The sequence below is a fragment of the Parabacteroides sp. genome, assembly GCF_977054455.1.
On the sequence record NZ_CDRTCT010000043.1, the window covers coordinates 1 to 20,046 of the forward strand.

At 48.8% G+C, this 20,046-nt stretch carries 12 protein-coding genes; 7 read left to right on the forward strand and 5 right to left on the reverse strand.

Annotation, left to right across the window (positions count from 1 at the left end):
• The 6 genes from ACW6QF_RS17485 to ACW6QF_RS17510 all read left to right on the forward strand — a co-directional run.
• Positions 1 to 700, forward strand: a 700-nt coding sequence (locus ACW6QF_RS17485; protein ID WP_456088737.1) for a tetratricopeptide repeat protein, incomplete at its 5' end; no start/stop codon positions are given.
• A gap of 137 nt (positions 701 to 837) precedes the next feature.
• Positions 838 to 990, forward strand: coding sequence for a 50S ribosomal protein L34 (rpmH, locus tag ACW6QF_RS17490; protein ID WP_005633099.1), 153 nt, complete (start codon positions 838 to 840; stop codon positions 988 to 990).
• Between the two features lie 120 nt (positions 991 to 1,110).
• Positions 1,111 to 1,743 (forward strand): PASTA domain-containing protein, encoded by a 633-nt coding sequence (locus ACW6QF_RS17495; protein WP_005646705.1) that lies wholly within the window; start codon positions 1,111 to 1,113, stop codon positions 1,741 to 1,743.
• 2 nt (positions 1,744 to 1,745) lie between these two features.
• On the forward strand, positions 1,746 to 2,825 hold the full coding sequence (locus ACW6QF_RS17500) for an RluA family pseudouridine synthase (protein WP_298549329.1): 1,080 nt from the start codon (positions 1,746 to 1,748) through the stop codon (positions 2,823 to 2,825).
• 3 nt (positions 2,826 to 2,828) lie between these two features.
• Complete coding sequence (locus ACW6QF_RS17505; RefSeq protein ID WP_456088738.1) at positions 2,829 to 3,806, forward strand: D-alanine--D-alanine ligase; 978 nt, start codon at positions 2,829 to 2,831, stop codon at positions 3,804 to 3,806.
• A gap of 5 nt (positions 3,807 to 3,811) precedes the next feature.
• Complete coding sequence (locus tag ACW6QF_RS17510) at positions 3,812 to 4,969, forward strand: 1-acyl-sn-glycerol-3-phosphate acyltransferase (protein ID WP_298549330.1); 1,158 nt, start codon at positions 3,812 to 3,814, stop codon at positions 4,967 to 4,969.
• Between the two features lie 61 nt (positions 4,970 to 5,030).
• Here the strand turns inward: ACW6QF_RS17510 and ACW6QF_RS17515 are convergent, their stop codons facing one another.
• Positions 5,031 to 8,999: a two-component regulator propeller domain-containing protein gene (locus ACW6QF_RS17515; RefSeq protein ID WP_456088739.1), complete on the reverse strand. Its 3,969-nt coding sequence runs from the start codon at positions 8,997 to 8,999 to the stop codon at positions 5,031 to 5,033.
• Positions 9,000 to 9,224: 225 nt separating this feature from the next.
• On the opposite strand from ACW6QF_RS17515, the gene ACW6QF_RS17520 reads away from it, so the two are divergent.
• Positions 9,225 to 10,457, forward strand: a complete 1,233-nt coding sequence (locus ACW6QF_RS17520) for an MFS transporter (protein ID WP_298549332.1) — start codon at positions 9,225 to 9,227, stop codon at positions 10,455 to 10,457.
• 267 nt (positions 10,458 to 10,724) lie between these two features.
• On the opposite strand, the gene ACW6QF_RS17525 is transcribed toward ACW6QF_RS17520, so the two are convergent.
• The 4 genes from ACW6QF_RS17525 to ACW6QF_RS17540 all read right to left on the reverse strand — a co-directional run bounded on the left by ACW6QF_RS17525 (position 10,725) and on the right by ACW6QF_RS17540 (position 19,854).
• Positions 10,725 to 12,101 (reverse strand): NAD(P)/FAD-dependent oxidoreductase, encoded by a 1,377-nt coding sequence (locus ACW6QF_RS17525; RefSeq protein WP_298549333.1) that lies wholly within the window; start codon positions 12,099 to 12,101, stop codon positions 10,725 to 10,727.
• Between the two features lie 196 nt (positions 12,102 to 12,297).
• The gene (locus ACW6QF_RS17530; RefSeq protein ID WP_456088740.1) at positions 12,298 to 14,355 is read right to left on the reverse strand and encodes a triple tyrosine motif-containing protein; all 2,058 of its coding nucleotides are present in this window, start codon (positions 14,353 to 14,355) and stop codon (positions 12,298 to 12,300) included.
• A gap of 96 nt (positions 14,356 to 14,451) precedes the next feature.
• Positions 14,452 to 17,670: a carbamoyl-phosphate synthase (glutamine-hydrolyzing) large subunit gene (gene carB, locus ACW6QF_RS17535; protein ID WP_456088741.1), complete on the reverse strand. Its 3,219-nt coding sequence runs from the start codon at positions 17,668 to 17,670 to the stop codon at positions 14,452 to 14,454.
• Between the two features lie 357 nt (positions 17,671 to 18,027).
• Positions 18,028 to 19,854: an O-antigen ligase family protein gene (locus ACW6QF_RS17540; protein ID WP_456088742.1), complete on the reverse strand. Its 1,827-nt coding sequence runs from the start codon at positions 19,852 to 19,854 to the stop codon at positions 18,028 to 18,030.
• Positions 19,855 to 20,046: the final 192 nt, after the last annotated feature.

Sequence of the window (20,046 nt, forward strand, 5' to 3'; positions counted from 1 at the left end):
CGTGTTGGCGTTAGCCGTGTTCGCGGTGTCGTCCTATCCGTTGCAGTTGCCGTCGTTTTGGGTGGCGCTGGTGTTTTTGGGGGCGATATGCGTGACGGAAGATGGGACGCAGGCAAGATCATCCGCCTTACCTGTGTCATCAGCGTACCCTATAACTATAATAAGCCTGTTGTCGCTTGCATCCGTCTGCCTGTTCATCTTGCAGAAAGGGCAATATGAGGTTTATAAACGCTGGGGACGGATGCAAATGCTCTATAATAACAAGGCGTATGAATCGGTTGCGGAAGATTATCACGACCTGCATGACAAGTTGAAGCATAAACCGGAATTTTTGTTTGAAGAGGCGCAATGCCTCAGCAAGACGGGGCAATACACGAAGGCGATACGGGTATTGGAACGGGCGAAGCGGCTGAGCGGAGACCCGATGATCCGGTACATGGTCGCCAAGAACCGGCAGGCGGTCGGCGATTACCGGGAGGCGGAGAGGGAACTGATTCAGGCTATCGGGATACTGCCGGAAAGGCTATATCCATATTATTTGTTAGCAAAGCTATACGCAGAGCCGGAGTTCTACCAGGCGGATAAATTGCGGGCTGCTGCCGGAGCTGTGCTGTCCAAAGAACCGAAGGTGGAAACGACCGCAATCCGGGAGATGCGGGAAGAAGTAAAAAGGATAATAGACAAGGGCGACTTTGATTGAATATTCTATTTGTGATTAAAAGAGACTCTGTATAGATAAAGTTTTTCTTGCAACTCTTTGTTTATTAAAAAAAAGCCTCTATCTTTGCAGCCCAAATTGGTATGAGAATAAGATAATAATAAATAATATACAGAAAGATGAAAAGAACATTTCAACCTTCCAACCGGAAAAGAAAGAACAAGCACGGCTTCCGTTCAAGAATGGCTACAGCTAATGGCCGCAGAGTATTAGCTTCTCGTCGTGCTAAAGGAAGAGCTAAGTTAACAGTTTCTGACGAATACAACGGATAATTCTTTCCGTTTGAAGATTTTTCATAAAGAAAGTAGAGGTTTTTACTAAAAAGCCTTTACTTTCTTTGTTTTAACGGCTTTGTTTTCTACTTTTGATCCGCCGACAAATACAAGATAGAAATGAAAGACTTTTTGGTTAAACTGATAAAAAATCCGTACGTCTTAAATCTGTTGCTGGCTGTGGTCGTGGCATGTGCTCTGGTGTTCGGAACATTGAAGTGGCTCGACTCGTACACCCGGCATAATGAGGCTGTGGTAGTGCCGGATGTTAAAGGATTGGGAATGGAAGAGGCCGCCGAATTTTTCAAGAATAGTAATCTACGCTATAACGTGATCGATTCCGTCTTTTCAAAAGACGTGAAGCCCGGTGCGATTGTCGAGCTGGTCCCGATGGCCGGTTCGAAGGTGAAAGAAGGACGTATCGTGTTCGTCACCGTGAATGCGCTCACTTCGCAGATGGCGACAATTCCGGAAGTGGAAGACCTTTCGTTCCGGCAGGCTTACGCCATCCTCCGTGCCCGCGGGTTTGAAAAGATCGAGATCGAATATGTCCCCGGTGATTTTAAAGACTTAGCTCTTGGCGTCGAACTGCACGGGCGTGCCTTGCAGAAAGGCGAGCATGTACCGCTTACCGCTCCGTTGGTGTTGAAGGTCAGCAGCGGGGATGCTGAGATGCCGGCCGACTCGCTCGGACTACCGGATGACAGCGTGCCGGTCGAATCGTTGGATAGTGAAGAAGAAAACTGGTTTTAACTATGGATGAGTTTTTGGACGAAATGGATGATGAACAGGTAGACGACCTGTTGCAACCGGAAGAGGGCGAAGATAAGGCCCCTCAACTGTATGAACACTTCCGCTTCGTTGCCGATCGCGGACAGTCATTGTTGCGTGTGGATAAATTCTTGGTAGACCGGATGTTCGGCGCTACCCGCAACCGGATACAGTCGGCTGCCGATGCCGGTTGTATCATGGCAAACGGCAAACCGGTGAAAAGCAATTACCGGGTGAAACCGGAGGATGTCGTGACGATCATGATGACACGGCCTCCGCGGACTTTCGAGATTCTCCCTGAAAATATCCCTATAAAAATCGTGTATGAAGATGACGATCTGCTGGTGGTCGACAAACCGGCAGGGTTGGTCGTGCATCCCGGACACGGAAACTATACCGGCACGCTGGTGAATGCACTTGCCTGGTATTTGAAAGACGATCCTACTTACGATCCTAACGATCCCGCCCTGGGACTCGTTCATCGTATCGATAAAGATACGTCCGGCCTGCTGGTTGTCGCCAAAAAGCCGGAAGCGAAAGCACACCTCAGCATGCAGTTTTTCCATAAGACTACCAAACGGGAATATCGGGCCTTGGTGTGGGGGATCGTGCGGGAAGACGAAGGACGGGTCGAAGGCAATATCGGCCGTAACCCGCGTGACCGTATGCAGATGACGGTTTTCCCGGAAGGCGACCAGGGGAAGACGGCGGTCACCCACTATTCCGTTCTGGAGCGTCTGGGCTATGTCACATTGGTGAAATGCCGCCTTGAAACCGGGCGCACGCATCAGATTCGTGTCCATATGAAATATATCGGGCATACGCTGTTCAACGATGAACGCTATGGCGGGCACGAGATACTGAAAGGAACAACCTCTTCTAAATATAAACAGTTTGTGGATAACTGTTTCGCCATTTGCCCGCGGCAGGCGCTCCATGCCAAGACGCTGGGTTTCGTTCATCCGACTACAGGCGAGGAAATGTTTTTTGATTCCGAAATACCTGCCGATATGACTGCGTTGATCGATAAATGGCGTGTATATGCAAATACTAAAGAATTATAGATGATGAAAAGGAACATTGCTATTGTAGCCGGAGGCGATTCCTCCGAAATCGTTATTTCATTAAAAAGTGCGGAAGGAATCTTCTCTTTTCTTGATAAAGACAAATATAATGTATATATTGCCATCGTTAAAAGAGACGAATGGGCGGTAAAACTTCCCGGCGGGGAACATACACCAATAGACAAGAATGATTTTAGTTTCCGTGAAGACGGCGAGATCAAACATTTTGATTTTGCTTATATCACAATCCACGGCACTCCGGGAGAGGACGGACGTCTGCAAGGATATTTCGATATGATCGGAATGCCGTATTCATCTTGTGGCATGTTTGTCAGTGCACTTACGTTCAATAAGTTTGCCTGCAATCATTATCTGAAAGGATTCGGTGTCGACATCGCTCGTTCCATACATTTGTTTAAGGGACAGAGGGTAACGGACGAAGAAGTGGTCAGCCGCTTGGGACTTCCGGTCTTTATAAAACCGAACGACGGCGGTAGCAGTTTCGGTGTGACGAAAGTGAAAGAGGCATCGGCTATCCAGCCGGCGATTGCCAAGGCTTTCGGCGAAGGCAGGGAAGTGGTCATCGAAAGTTTCATTGAAGGGACCGAGGTGACATGCGGTTGCTATAAGATTGCCGGCAAGGAAGTGGTGTTTCCGCTTACCGAAGTCGTTACGGATAACGAGTTCTTCGATTTCGACGCCAAGTATAACGGGCAGGTACAGGAAATCACGCCCGCCCGCATTTCTGCCGAACTGACGGAAAAGGTACAACGCGAGACTTCAAGGATCTACGATATATTGGGAGCTAAAGGTTTGATCCGCGTGGATTATATTATTCCGGCTGACGGTGAACCGAAGTTGCTCGAAATCAATACGACTCCCGGTATGACGGTAACCAGCTTTATCCCGCAGCAGGTACGTGCAGCAGGTCTGGACATAAAAGATGTGATGACAGATATTATAGAAAATGAGTTTAACTAAAAGATATGGAAGTTCCTATTAATGATTTTGACGATATTCGTCCGCTGAATAACGACGAGGTAAAGGATGCGATCGAATCGCTGATTGCCAACGAAGATTTTGAGCGGGCCTTCCGGTATATTCAACCGGATGTGGATTGGAAGCAGTTCTGCGAAACGATGCGCTCCTTTAAAACAAAGGAAGACTTCAAGAACAAGTTGGCCTATGAAGCCGTGATGATGGTAGCCGGAAAAACCACTTTCTCGCTGACGATCTCCGGCCGTAGCCGTTTGCCGAAGGACAAAAAGCCTTGTACCTTTATTTCTAATCACCGCGACATCGTGCTGGATGCCTCTTTCCTGAATGTCATGCTGTATGACGTAGGGTATGGAATGACACAGGTGGCTATTGGCAATAACCTGCTGATCCGTCCGTGGATCGAAACGCTGGTCCGTCTGAACAACAGTTTCATCGTGAAGCGCAATGTCCCGGTACGGCAGATGCTGGAGGTGAGCAAAGTCCTTTCCGCTTATATCCGCCATACGATCACGGAAACGAAAGAGTCTATCTGGATCGCGCAGCGTGAAGGCCGCGCCAAAGATTCGGACGACCGTACGCAGGGCAGTATCCTGAAGATGCTGAACATGAGCGGCGACAAGGATATCCTGTCAAACCTGATGGAACTGAATATCTTCCCGGTTGCGATCTCGTATGAGTTCGACCCGTGCGATTTCCTGAAAGCAAAAGAATTCCAGCAGAAACGCGATGATCCGGATTTCGTGAAGAGCCAGCGTGACGATTTGTTGAGCATGGAAACCGGTATCCTGAATAACAAGGGTCGCGTTCATTTCACCCTGACTTCCCCGATTAACGACCAGTTGGCACAGTTGGATCCGAATATGGAGAAGAACGAGTTGATCGCCACCATCGCTTCCATTATCGATAAGGAGATTTACAAGCACTACCGTTTTTATCCTTGCAACTACGTGGCATACGATATGCTGACAGGCACACGCCGTTTCAGCGAGCACTACGGCCTGAAAGACAAAAAACAGTTCGAAGATTATCTGCAAGGACAATTGGACAAGATCGTATTACCGAACAAGGATGAAGCATTCCTGCGCACGAAAATACTGGAAATGTACACGAATCCGTTGAAGAACTACCTGGCTAATCAGGAATAAAGCCGAATACATATATCCATTACAGGCAGATAAGGCAGATGACTTTAGTGTTGTCTGCCTTTTATTTATTCTCTTTCGCATAATTCGACGGGCTCATGCCGAACTGCTTGATGAAGGCGGACCAGAAATAAGACTGGGAGCTGAAACCTGTCGCTTCCGAAATCTCATATATCTTCATATTCCCCTGTATCAACAACTCGGCGGCCTTTTTCAGGCGGCTTATTTTGATCAGCTCGTTAGGGGTCAGGTCGGAGATGGCACGGATCTTCCGGTACAAGGTCGGGCGGCTCAGGTGCATCAGGTCTGCGATCATGTTTACATCTAAGGCCGGATTGCCGATATGCTCGTTGATGATCTCGTTCAGCTTTTCCAGAAAGCTTTCGTCCGCTTTGGTATAGGCCATCGATTTCATATTCGCGATCGGTGAGTTGAAATAGAATTTGCGTATGTTGTCGCGGTTGGAGATCAGGTTGGAAATCTGCGCCATCAGCAGGTTGGTGGAGAAGGGCTTGTCCAGATAAGCGTCGGCTCCTAATTCCAGACCTTCCAGGCGCGACTGCAGGGTGTTTTTGGCTGTCAGCAGGATGACCGGGATATGGCTGAACTCGATCTCCGTCTTCACCTCTTTCAAAAGGGCGAAGCCGTCCATGACAGGCATCATCACGTCGCTGATGATCAGCTGGAAGCTGCGTTTTTTTAAGAGCGCGATTGCTTCGGCTCCGTTTCCGGCTATCTCTACATTATATAATTGGTTGACTTCGTCGGCGATGAAAACGGCCATTTCCTTGTTGTCCTCGACAATCAGGACTGTCGGGCGCGATTCGTCGCGGATGAATTCCGTCTTCTGGGGTACGGCTTGTGCCGTCGCTTCCTCTTCCGTTTGCTTGATGGATTCGGGTAGTTTGACGGGTAAGGTCAGGCGGAACATCGTCATGGACGGGCTGTCGGTGAAAGTTTCCACTTGCAAGCCGCCGTGGTGCATTTCCGCCAGCGAACGTGCCAAGGGCAACCCGAGGCCTGTACCCGGTTTGCTGCCAGCATCCCCGTCCATCCGGTAGAAGGGTTCGAATATCTTTTCCCTCAATTCGGAAGGGATAGGTGTGCCGTCGTTGATAAAATCGATCGTGAATGTCTCATAATCGGGAGAAAGTTGCAGGCGTACGATGATGCTGCCGGACGCGTATTTGATAGCGTTCGTAAACAGGTTGCTGAATATCTTCGTGATCGCTTCTTTATCTACGAATACGTACAGCTCCGGCAGCGACAGGTCGAGGTTCAGCAGCAGGTTGTGTGCCGTTGCCGATTCCTGGAACCGTTTGGCGGTGTCGGTCAGGAGCGAGACGATCTCCGTCCGGACAAAGCTGAGGCGGTATCCTTCTATCTCTGTTTTGCGGAAGTCCAGCAACTGGTTGACCAGCGACAGGAGGCGGGATACGTTTTTATCCATCAACGCAAGCGACTTGTTCTCTTTTTCCCCGATCTTGTCGGATTTCAGGAGGCGTTCGAGCGGATTCTTGATCAGGGTGAGCGGCGTCCGGATCTCATGGGCGATGTTGATGAAGAAATCGATCTTGGCCTGATACAGTTCCTTCTCTTTCTGGTCTTCGAACAACTGCATGTTGTAGGCCATTGCCCGTTTGGTTTTCTGGCGCCAGGACCAGAAGGAGCCGGCGATGATGGCGAGAATGACGGCAACATAAGAGGCATACGCCGTGTCCGATGCCCACCAAGGCGGCAAAACGGTGATGTTCAGCCGTGTCGGGGTGTCGCTCCAGTTGTTCGACAGGTTGGCGGCTCGTACCTCGAAGGTGTAATCGCCCGGATGCAGTTCTGTGAAATAGACCGTGTTACGCTCTCCGATCGGAATCCATTCCTTGTCCATATTCCCCATCCTGTATGCATACTGGACGGATTTGGGGGCGATGAAGTTGAGCGCGGAGAAGTTGATGCTGAATGTGGATTGCTTGTAGGTCAGCGTGATCTTCTTCGTCTCCGATTCGGCGGAACAGTTGACGATGCGTTTCTCTTCGGCCTCGTTCTGGATTTCGAGACTTCCCAAGTGGACGTTCATCTTCTCGGCTGCCGGGATTACTTCGGAAGGTTTGAAATGGATAAAGCCCTTGACCGAACCGAAATAGAAAGTCCCTTCGTTATCTTTGAAGGCGGAGTTGTCGTTGAACTGACGAGTGATAAGCCCGTGGGATTCCGTATAGGTCGTGATCTTGCCCGTTCCGGTTTCGAGGCTGGCCAGTCCGTTGGCCGTGCTGATCCATAAGTTTTCGTTTTCGTCGGGCAGGATGCGGAAGGCGACGTTGCTCGGCATACCGTTCTTCACGGTGTAATGCAGGGACTCGCCGGTCTGGAAGTCGTATTTGATAACCCCTTCTACGGTGGCGAACCACATATTGCCGTCTTTGTCCTCGCAGGCGTCGTTGACGAAATTGTGGCGCTGGGTGTTCAACTTGTCGTACGGCAGATACATGCCGGTGTTGCTGATCGGATTATAATAGAAACTGCGGTTGAACATGCCGGTCCAGATTCTTCCCAGGCGATCTTCGTAGATGCAGTTCACCGCGAAAGGAGGAAATTGCGGGGCATACAGGAAACGGTCGTTCAGGAAGTCATATTTATAGATGCCGTCATCGGTCCCGACGTAGACTTGTCCCTCCTGCAATACTTTGATGCAGCGGACAGTACTGTTCTTTACCGTCAGCGAATCTTTCAGCAGGTTATAATGCTTGATCACTTTCCTTGTTTTGATATCCATCAGGTCGATGCCGTGGATGACGTGCCCGATCCAGAGCCGGTCGCCTGATGCAGCCAAGCCCCGGATATTGGTGTGCGACAATCCGTTCCCTCCCGGAACCGGCTGGTAGTTGGTGAATGTCCCGGTTTTCTTTTCCAGGCAGTTGATGCCCGCATCTTCCGTCCCGACCCATATATTGCCGTATGCATCGGTACAGATATCGCGGATCACTTCCCCTTTCATCGAATGCTGTCCGTCCCAGGGATAATGCACATGGAAAGGGCGGAAAGGGGAATAGTAGTTGAGGCCGTTCTGGTGGAAACAAATCCAGATGCCGTTCTCCCGGTCCCGGCAGAATGCCGAGATGAAATGGCTCGATAAGGCATAGGGGTCCAACGGGTCCTGACGGATACGGGCACATTCGCCGGTGTTGATCTTATAGATAAACAACCCTGAGTCCGTCCCGATCCACAGTTCGTCCTTGTCTTTTTCGAGGAAGCTGTTGATCAGGATCGTAAGCTGGTTGATCTTTTGAATGTCCAGATCCTGATAATCGCGTGTCGCCGGGTCGAATATCTTCACGTCATCATGCTCGAAAGCGATATAAATGCGGTCGGTCGTAGGTGAAGGATACAGCATGGAGAGTTTCCGCGGGGTGTTCGGGGATGAATGGGCGAATACGTTATAGGATTCCGTCGTCCCGTCTTCCGGATTCAGCAATGAGATCTGCCCGTCCGAACTCCCGATCCAGATACTGTTTTCGCGTGTGATGCAAAAAGTGGTGTAGCTCTGGTTGTTCTCCGGTGCAAAGATGCGGAACTGGCTGTCCTCCGTATTGAACCGGATCAGATTGCCGTCCATCAGTATCCATAGTTTATTGTCTTTGTCGAACTGGAAAATATCGATCCCTTTGTCTGCTGTGAAAGGAATGTGCCGGAACGATTCCTTCTCATCGTCATACTGGTATAATCCCGAAAGCGTCCCGACCCACAAGTCGCCGTTCATGTCGCAGCTTAGGCATGTGATCCTGTTGCTCCCCAATGTCTCGGTTTCGTCGGGGTCGTTACGGAATACTTTGAACGTATATCCGTCGAAGCGGTTCAGGCCGTCACGCGTACCTATCCAGATATATCCTTTCCTGTCCTGTACGCAGCAGGTGGCCATGTTGTCGCTGAGTCCGTTTTCGACCTGGTAGTGGCGGAAAAGATAGTTGCTGTCGTCTGCATATGTCCGGGTGAGACAAAATATGAATAGGATGGATAGGAATGACTTCAGATGTTTCATATATGACTTTGCTATTATGGGCGAAAGATACTGAAAAATGCATTATGGATTTCCTTTTATCGTATCACGGATTTTATAAATCATCTCAATAGAGGTGATAATGACAGAGAATGAGATGAATACGGGAAAGATTGCGACAAGGTCAAACAAACCGGCCGTGGGGAATCGGTACATTTGTACCATGTGAAACACTGGAAATAAAAAACCTTTTATTCTAATTATTATATGAATACTCTTACAACAAAACAAGGAATCGGAACGAAAGTTCAACTCTGTACAATGATGTTTATGCAATATATGCTGAGTGCAGTCTGGTGGGTTCCTTTAGCCGCTTATCTTTCCCATACGCTTAAATTGGAAGTGTATCAGGTCTCATTGGTGCTGAGTGCAATGGCTATCGGTGCGATGGCCTCCTCTTTTATCGGTGCGATTGCCGACCGTTATTTTGCCGCCGAGAAGATCTTGGCAGTATTGAATATACTGACAGGTGTCTTTTTGCTCCTGGCAGCCCAGCAGACAACATTTGCCCCGCTTATGACCTGTGTCGTGCTGGCGATGCTTTGCCACATGCCGACACAGAGCCTGACCAGTACGATCGCCATGAGCCACACGCCGTCGGAGCAGTTCCCGCGTATCCGCATGTTCGGTTCGGTGGGCTGGGTCGCTTCCGGCATCTTCAGTGTGGTTGCCCTTCATGTGATGCATTTGCCCGCTTTCGACGATACGAACCTGCCGATGTATTGCGGCGCCGCCGTCTGTTTCGTGGCAGCGCTTCTGAACTTGCGGTTGCCGCACACTCCGCCTTCGGTTGACAAGAGTGCCGGTATCTCGGTGATGGATATAACCGGGTTCAGCGCTTTCTCCCTGATGAAGGATAAGAATTACCGGGCTTTCATGATCCTGACGTTTCTGGCTATCATCCCGTTCAACCTGTATCATGTGTATGGCTCGATGATTCTCGCCGACGAGCATGTACAGAATATAACGGTGACACTGAATCTCGGGCAGTTGGCGGAAATGTTTTTCCTGGTCATCACCACTTCGATACTGATAAAGTCGGGGATCAAGAATACCCTGATCTTCGGTATGATCGCTCTCGTGGTCCGGTACGCTTCGTTCTATATCGGTGCGGAAACCGGCGTGCAATGGTTCTACTATATCGGAATTATCGTGCACGGGTTGATCTTCGGCCTCTTCTTTGTCGGTGGCCAGGTTTATACGGATAATGTGGCGCCGAAAGATATGAAAGCGCAGGCGCAGGGTCTGCTTTTCTTCCTGGTATGGGGCATCGGCTTCCTGATCGGGACGCTTTGGAACGGATGGCTGATCGGCCTTTTCCGTGACGGGGATAAATGTGACTGGCCTGTCGTCTTTGCCATCTCGACCCTGTTCTCGTTCATATTACTGATCCTTTTTGTCTTCTTATTCAAACCGGTAGCATTAAAGACTAATAAATAACATAGAGTAGTAAAGTAGTAATTTTATCAAACCCTTTTTAATTCTCAAGATCAAATATATTATCACACGCCACATGTACAGCGGGCTGTCCGACAAGTTTAGACAGCCCGCTTTTATTGATGGGAATTAGCTCAGGTCACTTATACTTTTATGTATTCACCGGTTCTTGGTCCTTAAGTGGTACAAAATAAAATCCCCCCGTACTCTTACAAGTGAGCCGGGGGATTTTCAGTTTGGCATTTTTATTATAGGGAGTTGTTTAGGTTATCATGCCCAGCCGTTCAACATTCCGTAGAAATACATGGGTTTCAGGAAATAAACCTTTAACAGCCATGCGGCCCAGAGTTCCTTCGAGGTGTCCATCATCGTGAACGGGAACGAGTTTTGAGCCTCTTTCTTGTAGTTGAACTCGCACAAAAGAACGTGTCCATAGTCCGTTACAATTGGGCAGGCGGCGTATCCGTCATATTTCTCTGCCGGTTCTTTGCCTTCCATCAGCGAAATCAGGTTCTTGGCGGCGATAGGCACCTGCTTGCGGATTGCGGCAGATGTCTTGCTGGTCGGAATTCCTGCTACGTCTCCCAGGGAAACGATGTTCGGATATGTCTTGTGTACCAGTGTTTCTTTGTCAACCATTACCCAGGCATCGGCGGCCAGTTTGCCTTCCGTCCATCCCAGACCGGCTTCTTTTACGAAATCGGGAGCCGACATCGGCGGCGTGAAATGCAGGAAGTCATAATCTTCTACAAACGGCGTGTAGACTTTCTGATCGCCCACTGTTTCGATCTTCTCAAAATGTACCTGCTTGGCGGATGTATCCACTCCTTTTACCCGTACATTCAGGTTGATTGGCACATTGCGTTCCTTATAGATTTCCAACAGGCGGGGAGTGAAATAGGGGATATCATACAATTCCTTGGAAGCTGTATAGTAATTCAGATCCACCTTGTCACGTGTTCCCTGCTTGCGGTTGTAATGTTCTGTCAACAGACAGATCTTTTTCGGTGCGCCGCCGCATTTATGCTTCGTGTATGTGTCGGTGAAGATACCGCGTCCGCCTGTCTTGGAAAATTCCTGCAAGGCTTTCCAGGTCTTCTGTGCACCTTCATAGTCATAAATGCTGTTGGCATTGCCCTGACCTAACGTGTCATGCGTGATGCCTTCCACCTTTTCCCAGTTGATCTGGATTCCGGGGGTCAGGACCAGGAAGTCGTAAGCGATCTTACCGTTATTTTTAGTCGTTACCTGATTCCATACGGGATCGACGGCGGCAACTGAGTCTTTAATCCATTTGATATCGCTGGGCATGCAGTCCTCCTGCTTTTTCCAGACGTCATCGGGTTGGTACACGCCTGATGCGATCAGGGTGAAGCCCGGTTGATAAAACTGACGGTCACTGGGATCGATCAAAGTGATATCCGGCTTGTCCAGCCAGCTCTTTAAACGGGCGGCCATACTGATACCGGCAGCGCCTCCGCCGATAATTACGATTTTACCTTTGGCATTGCTTGAAAATGCTTTTGCCTTTTGTGTACTTGCAGCGGTCAGTAAACCGGCCATTGCCATCAGCTTGAAAAAGTGGCGGCGATCGATACCTTTCTTCTCAAACGCCTTCAAATGATCTTCCAGTTCGTGTTTCATCATGTCTAAAAAATTAGATTTTGGTTGCAAAGAAAGGATAATCCGCAAGGGCGTACAAGGAAAGGGCTACTACATGGATTGCGCAAGTGTTTTGAGTGGGAAGAAATACTACTACATTACTTTCTCATATCTATTTATTGTTTATATAATCAATTGATCTATTGGCGAATATTGGATGTGCGTTTCTGATAAAATATTTTCAGAAACCCATTAGGAAATCGACCAGATTCGTATCCCCTTCCAGCTCCAAACGCTTCCTCAGGCGGTATCGGCGCAGCTCTATCGCCCGTACGGATACGTTCATGAGGGATGCGATTTCCTTTGTGGAGAGATTCATGCGGAGCAGGCAGCAGATACGAAGATCGCCTGTCGTGAGATCGTTGTACTGTTGTCTGAGGCGGTCCATGAAATTTTGGTGCGTGCTGTTGAAATAGCTTTCGAACAGTACCCAGTCCGATTGGTTGTTCAAAGTCTCTTCCATCAAAGTTTTCATGCGGGTGTAGAGCTTGTTAGGATAACGCTCGCCCAGCGTCTCTTTTTGTTTTTCCAGTTCCTCCAACAGACTTTGGACGGCTTGGTTGCGTTTGACAAGGGCGGTCGTCTGGAGTGTCAGTTCGTTGTTCTTGTTTTGCAACTCGGTTTCGAGCATCCGGTTCTTCATGACTTGCATCTGTTGCTGTTCGGCCTGCCGTTCGGCTTCGGCTTTTTCCTGTTCTTCCTTATGCAGGTTTTTCAGGTTGTAGCGGAGCACGGACTGCACGAGGAACCAGACGAGTGCGATATAGACAAGCCACGCCCATACGGTGTTGTACCAGGGAGGGCGCACTTCGATGGACAATGTGAGTTCGGGATAGGGACCTTTGATGACGTATTTACGGACTTTCAATTCATAGCGTCCTTCCGGTAATTGCAGGAAAGAGATTTTTCCGTCGCGTTGCCAGGCGGACCAGTCCGAGGATACCCCTTCGATCTTGTAGCTGATCTGGTGGTTGGAGGTGAATATCGTAGTTCCTACCCAGGCATTGAACTCCTGGAAATCGTGCGGAAGAGAGATACGTTGCGTGTTGATCGGCAAATGATGTGTGCCGGAAGCGTCTATATACTCCAGCCCGGAAATCTTCAAAGGGGTATTTCCGAGACTGTTTCCGATTAATTCGCGGATGTTTATCAGTAATGCGCCTTGCATGGCTGAAATCAAAACGAGAGAGTCGTTTAACGGAATGATCCTTTTGCCTCTTGTAACGAGGTTCATATTGTAATTGTCGAAAAGCAGGCGACATTTCAACGTCCCGATACCGTCTGCCACATGAAACAGTCCGGCTTCGTTTCCGATGGAGAGCCAGTACAGATCATCACCTGCCGGATAAATATGTTCAGCACGGGCGAATACACCCAACGCTTCCGTATCCCGGAATAATTGTTTAAGGGCCGGTACAGTCTCTTTTTCAATCTTTAGGTACGGTCGTGTTTCGGTTTCTGTGACAGGTACAAAAGGACTTCCGGCAACCAGTGAGCGTTTGAAATAGCCGAGGTTAGTCTGCATATACAATTCTTCGCCATCCAACCCCGCATTTATCAGTTTGCCGATTGAACTTCTTTTACCCAGTAGCGTGATTGGAGGATTAAAAGTGATTTGTGATAATCCGTTGTCGAGGGCTACCCAGATTTGCTGCGAGTCCTGTATGCAAATAAAACGGACGATATTATCCTGTAACTGGTTCTGTAAAGACAAATGTTGCAGGATGGTGCCGTCGGAAGCGGTGATATATAATCCTTGTGTCAGCGTACCGATGAAAAAGTATGTGCCGTTGGTTGCGAACGCGCTGGGATGTGCGTCCTGTATTTCTTTTGGTAAGGTAAAGGGTATTTCAATGGGAGGGGGAGTAAACCGTACTTCGGGCGGGATGGTGTTTAGCGGATGATAATGTAGTATTCCGTCCCGGTCGCCTGTCCAGCTCCCCAACATGGTGGTGTTGCGGGTGTAGATCGTGTCGTTATAGTACGTTATACCGGTTATCTCTTCCTGTCCCGGTAATGAATATAGTTTCCAGGTATTTCCATCGAAAGCAAGAAGCCCGGAATTATTGGCGGCATACAGCATGCCGTCCGGTGTCAAGGAAAACCCCCAGTTCTGGCAGCTCGCCTTATAATCGTCTACCGTATAATTTTTTACGAATATGTAGGGAATAGCTACTGACGCGTGCACAGCAGGTGCAGTGAACAGGAAAGAAATGAGAATGATCAGTAGTCTATACATAGGTCTATATGAATAATAGGCACGGATTTCACGGTTTGTCGATAAAACTGTGTAATCCGTGCCTGAATTGTGCTACAAATATAATTAAATTCTCAATTATTTGTATTCCTGCCAGCTCTTAATCTGGATGTCTTTTTCATCCATATTGCAGAAGGCGCTGATGAAGGCGCTTGCCAAGCGGGCGTTGGTGATCAAAGGTATGTTGTGATCGATCGCCGCACGGCGGATCTTGTAACCGTTGGTCAGCTCGCGCTTGCTGTGGTCCTTCGGGATGTTGACAACCAGTTCGAACACGTGCTGACTGAACAGATCCATGATGTTCAGGTCGCCCTGTTCGTCCGGCCAGCAAACGGCTGTCGCAGGGATACCGTTTTCATTCAGGAATTTAGCTGTTCCGGCCGTACCGTAGATGTGATAACCTTTGGCAGCTAACATGTGGCACGGTTCCAGCAGTTCGGCCTTGCTTTTGGCGGCTCCTGAAGAAACCAGTATGTTCTTTTGCGGAATCCTGTTTCCGACAGCCATCATGGCGGAAAGCAATGCTTCGTCGAAGTCGTCGCCGATACAGCCTACTTCACCTGTAGAACTCATATCCACGCCCAATACAGGGTCGGCCTTGTGCAGGCGGGCAAACGAGAACTGGGAGGCCTTCACGCCGATCCAGTCGATATCGAATGCGCTCTTGTCCGGTTTGGTGTAAGGAGCGTCGAGCATGATACGGGTTGCCGTTTCGATAAAGTTGCGTTTCAGCACTTTTGATACGAACGGGAAACTGCGGGATGCACGCAGGTTACATTCGATTACCTTCACATCGTTGTTCTTGGCCAGGAACTGGATGTTGAACGGTCCGCTGATGTTCAGCTCTTTGGCGATCATCTTGCTGACCTTCTTGATGCGGCGGGCTGTTTCGAAGTAGATCTTTTGTGCCGGGAATACCAGCGTCGCATCACCGGAGTGGACACCGGCAAACTCGATATGTTCGGAGATTGCGTATTCGACCACTTCGCCGTTCATGGCTACCGCATCGAATTCGATTTCTTTCGCTCCCTGCAGGAATTCGGAAACGACTACCGGATATTCTTTGGAAACCTTGGCGGCCAGGTTCAGGAATTCGATCATCTGCTCCTTGCTGTGGCATACGTTCATGGCTGCGCCGGAAAGCACGTAAGACGGACGGATCAGGATCGGGAAACCCACTTTTGCGATGAAGGCGTCGATCTCTTCCATGCTGGTCAGCTCGGCCCAACGTGGCTGGTCGATACCTAACGTATCCAGCATCGCGGAGAATTTATGACGGTTCTCGGCACGGTCGATCGACAGCGGAGATGTTCCCAATACAGGTACATTCTGACGGTACAGCTTCATGGCGAGGTTGTTCGGGATCTGTCCGCCTACGGACACGATCACACCTTTCGGAAGTTCCAGGTCCATGACGTCGAGTACGCGTTCGAACGAGAGTTCGTCGAAGTACAGTCGGTCGCACATGTCGTAATCGGTTGAAACCGTTTCCGGGTTGTAGTTGATCATGATGGATTTGTAGCCTAACTTGCGGGCTGTCTGTGCGGCATTCACCGAACACCAGTCGAACTCTACGGAAGAACCGATGCGGTAGGCGCCCGAACCTAAGATCACGACGCTCTTGTCGTTCGGATAGTAGGAGATGTCATGCTGGCTGCCGTCGTATGTCATGTACAGGTAGTTCGTCAGTTCGGGATGTTCCGATGCGATCGTATTGATGCGTTTCACGCTCGGCAGGATACCTAACTTCTTACGCAGGTTGCGCACGCGGATGTTTTCCTTTTCCATGTTGCCATCCGGATGTTCGACGTAGCGGGCGATCTGGAAGTCGGAGAATCCCAGGCGCTTTGCCTCTTTCAGCACGTCTTCCGGCAGGTCTTCGATCTTATTGTAAGCAGACAGTACTTTCGTATAGTCTACGATGTTTTTCAGCTTTTCTAGGAACCACGGAGTGATCTTGGACAGTTGGTGGATGCGGTCTACCGTGTAGCCTTCTTCCAGCGCTTTGGCTACGGCGAAGATGCGCAGGTCGGTCGGATTGGCCAACGCGTCGTCCAGGTTGTCGAACTCCACGTCGTTGTTGCCGACGAAACCGTGCATGCCTTGTCCGATCATACGCAGACCTTTCTGCATGATTTCCTCGAAGCTCTTGCCGATCGACATGATCTCGCCGACAGACTTCATGCTCGAACCGATCAGGCGGCTTACACCGACGAACTTGGTCAAGTCCCAACGCGGGATCTTCACGATCATATAATCTACTTCAGGTGCTTTATAGGCGGAGTTGGGAGTTCCCATCTCGCCGATTTCGTCGAGGCTGTAACCCAATGCCAGCTTGGCAGCCACGAATGCCAGCGGATAACCGCTCGCTTTGGATGCGAGTGCGGAAGAACGGCTCAGGCGGGCGTTTACTTCGATCACGCGGTAGTCGCAAGTCTCGGAGTTGAATGCGTATTGGATGTTGCATTCGCCGACGATGCCCAGGTGGCGGATCGTCTTGGTCGAAAGTTCTTTCAACAGGTCCAGTTCCTTGTCCGTCAGGGAGCAGGTGGGAGCGACAACGATACTTTCACCGGTGTGTACGCCTAACGGGTCCACATTTTCCATGCTTACGACCGTGAAGCAGTGGTCGTTCTTGTCGCGGATTACTTCAAATTCGATTTCCTTCCAGCCTTTCAGCGATTCTTCCACCAGTACCTGGGGGGAATAGGCGAAAGCGCTTTCTGCCAGTGTACGCAGTTCGGTTTCGTCCTTGCAGATACCGCTACCCATGCCGCCCAACGCGTATGCGGAACGGATCATGACCGGGAAGCCGATCTCGTAGGCAGCCTTCACGGCATCTTCCAGGTTTTCGACAGCGTGGCTGACCGGAGTTTTTACATCTATCTCGTCAAGTTTCTTTACAAACAGGTCGCGGTCTTCCGTGTACATGATCGCTTCGACCGATGTACCCAGTACCTTTACACCGTATTTGGCCAGTGTTCCGCTGGTATACAGTTCGGTTCCGCAGTTCAGGGCAGTCTGTCCGCCGAAAGCCAGCAGGATGCCGTCCGGTTGTTCTTTTTTGATCACTTCTTCAACAAAGTAAGGAGTGATCGGCAGGAAATACACCTTGTCGGCTACCCCTTCTGATGTTTGAATGGTTGCAATGTTCGGATTGAGCAATACGGTGCTGATTCCTTCTTCCTTCAGCGCCTTCAATGCTTGTGAACCGGAGTAGTCAAACTCTCCGGCCTGTCCGATCTTCAAGGCTCCGGAGCCCAGGACAATCACCTTTTTGATACCACTTTTCGACATAGTAATTTGGGTTGTTTAATTTATTGATTTTATAGAATGTTATAATTGTCTCACGAGATCACAGGGTACAAAAAAAATGCGTTAGTAAAAATAACTAACGCATCCTATATAACCAAATGATAATCCTTTAAAATGAAGAAATGAGTTTCATCATCCGACATATAACCGGAAAAGTACGCTGGATTATCCTTATGTGCTTTCTGTGCCATGAAACGCTCTCTTCAAAATTTCGGCAAAGATAAGGCTTATATTTCAAACATGCAAGAGATGTCGGCGGTCTCTTTTTGAAAAAACATCCTTCAAGTCGGCCGTAATGCCCGGAGGGGAGAATGGAGAAAGAAACATATGGCTGATTTGTTATTTGCCAAGGGCTTGGGCCTGCATGATTTGCCGTATCTCTTCTATCATCTCTTTAGTTATTTTGTTTTGTGTGCTTGGTTGAAACGATAGAAACCTTTTGGCAGTTTCTTGAAATTTATCGGGTTGGAAGAAAGAGGGTTCCGCGTATAATTTTGCAAGCAGGAAATAGGTATATCCGCGTTCGGGCAAGATCTTGTTGATTTCCAACAGATAACTTTCCGCTTCCTGATAGTGTTCGATCGCCTCTTTATTTTCTGCAATAGCATAATACAGTTCGGGGGCTGCACTTAGTTTTAATGCCCGGTCGAGCCACATGATGGCAATTTCGTGTTGACCGGTCTTACTGAAACATTCAGCCCCCTCATATAGGAAATCCGTCCGGTGGTCGAGATGGCTAAGCAGTCCGGCGTACCGGTTCGCTGCTTGTTCGTATGCCTGGTTGTGATATAATTCTTGCAGCGTCTTCCATTCCTTATACGTATAATAGTAATCTTTCTGTCCGTAGAAAAGGATGCAGGAAAGAACGGCAGCAATGGCGCTGATATAGGGAATGCTTCGCTGTACCCGTTGTTTGTCCTGTTTCGGATTGGTCACACATATGGCAGTCAGGAATAAAAGCAGCACCCAATAAGTGGGGAATTGGAGCGGATAAGAATAGAGGGCGAAGATACCGAGTGCCAGAATTCCGCCTGAGGCTCCTATTTGTCTGTGTTTGATCCCGTAATAAAGGGAAAAGGCCAGCCAGAAAATGAAGAGCAGCAAGCCTGTTATTCCTAACTCAAGTCCGATTTGCAGGTATTCGTTGTAAGCATATTGTGGACAAATGGCATTCTGTTTCTCCTTGTGGGAAGCGATATCGGTTTCAAAATAGGCTGATTGCACTTGGGCGTATGTTGCCGGAAAACCGCCTATGCCCGTCCCGGCTACCGGATGTTTCATGATAGCCTGGGTGGTAAGATTCCAGATTAAGAGCCGGCGGTCTCCTGCTTGTGCTTTCCTGATATTTCCGGCCAGGATGATGGCGGTAACGATTACAAACAGGATAATTGAAGAGACGGCAAAAAGCTTGTTGTGTTGTTGTATGGCCTTTTTCGTCTGTCTCCAGCCGATCATTCTCATCCAGCAGACCCAGATGCCTGAAAGGATAGCGGTAATCCAGACGGATTGCTTCGTGTTGAATAATAAGGCCGTAATAATCAATGTCGCTCCAAAAACGGAGAAATAGAATAGGAAAGTACGGGATTCCCACAAAGCGAGCTTATCGCAATCCTTAAAACGGAGCAGGGTGTTCAGGCAGACCGGGAAAATGATCGCGATGTAGCCGTGGAACGGTTCCGGTTTCAGAGATATCTGAAGCAATTGGAATATCGGATGCGATGAGGGACCGGGATACATAGAATTGCGGATTTCCAAGATAGCCGGAATCATACCGGTGAATATGATGATTGTGATGAAGAACAGGCGTAGCTCCTGATGTACCTGCAAGGAACTTCTGAGCATAAACCACAATGCGGCCAACTGGGCCAAGAACAGAAAACTTTCCGGTTGGAGATTCTCTTCTTTGTCGTAGGAAATCAGTGCTATCCCGAACAGGAATAACAGGAGGGCATCCGGTAAAGAGAAGATAAAACGGCTTTTTCGTGTCGTAAATTCCATAAGTAAGACACTGACGGCTAATAGTAAGGATGTGAAATGAAACCAACAATTTTTTCCGGATAAAGTGCTGTCGGCCAATTCCGGATTCATAGCAAAAATGATACACAGAAGTAGCATCCCGCTTGTTGCAAGCAGAAGCAATCTCAGATAATAAATAGATTTGTACATAATGATAATATTTTAAAAATTAGTGAAAAGCTCTCTGCGATCTGTTGGTTGAAAGGCAAAGATCTCCTCACAGCTTATCTGTCAGGCATTACCATTTGATGGTAAAGGAATGGACCAAAGCAAATATACCCTATAAAAACAGAAAGGTAGTCCGGTGAGTTTTCCTTTTAAGAAAGAAAGATTTATGCCGGT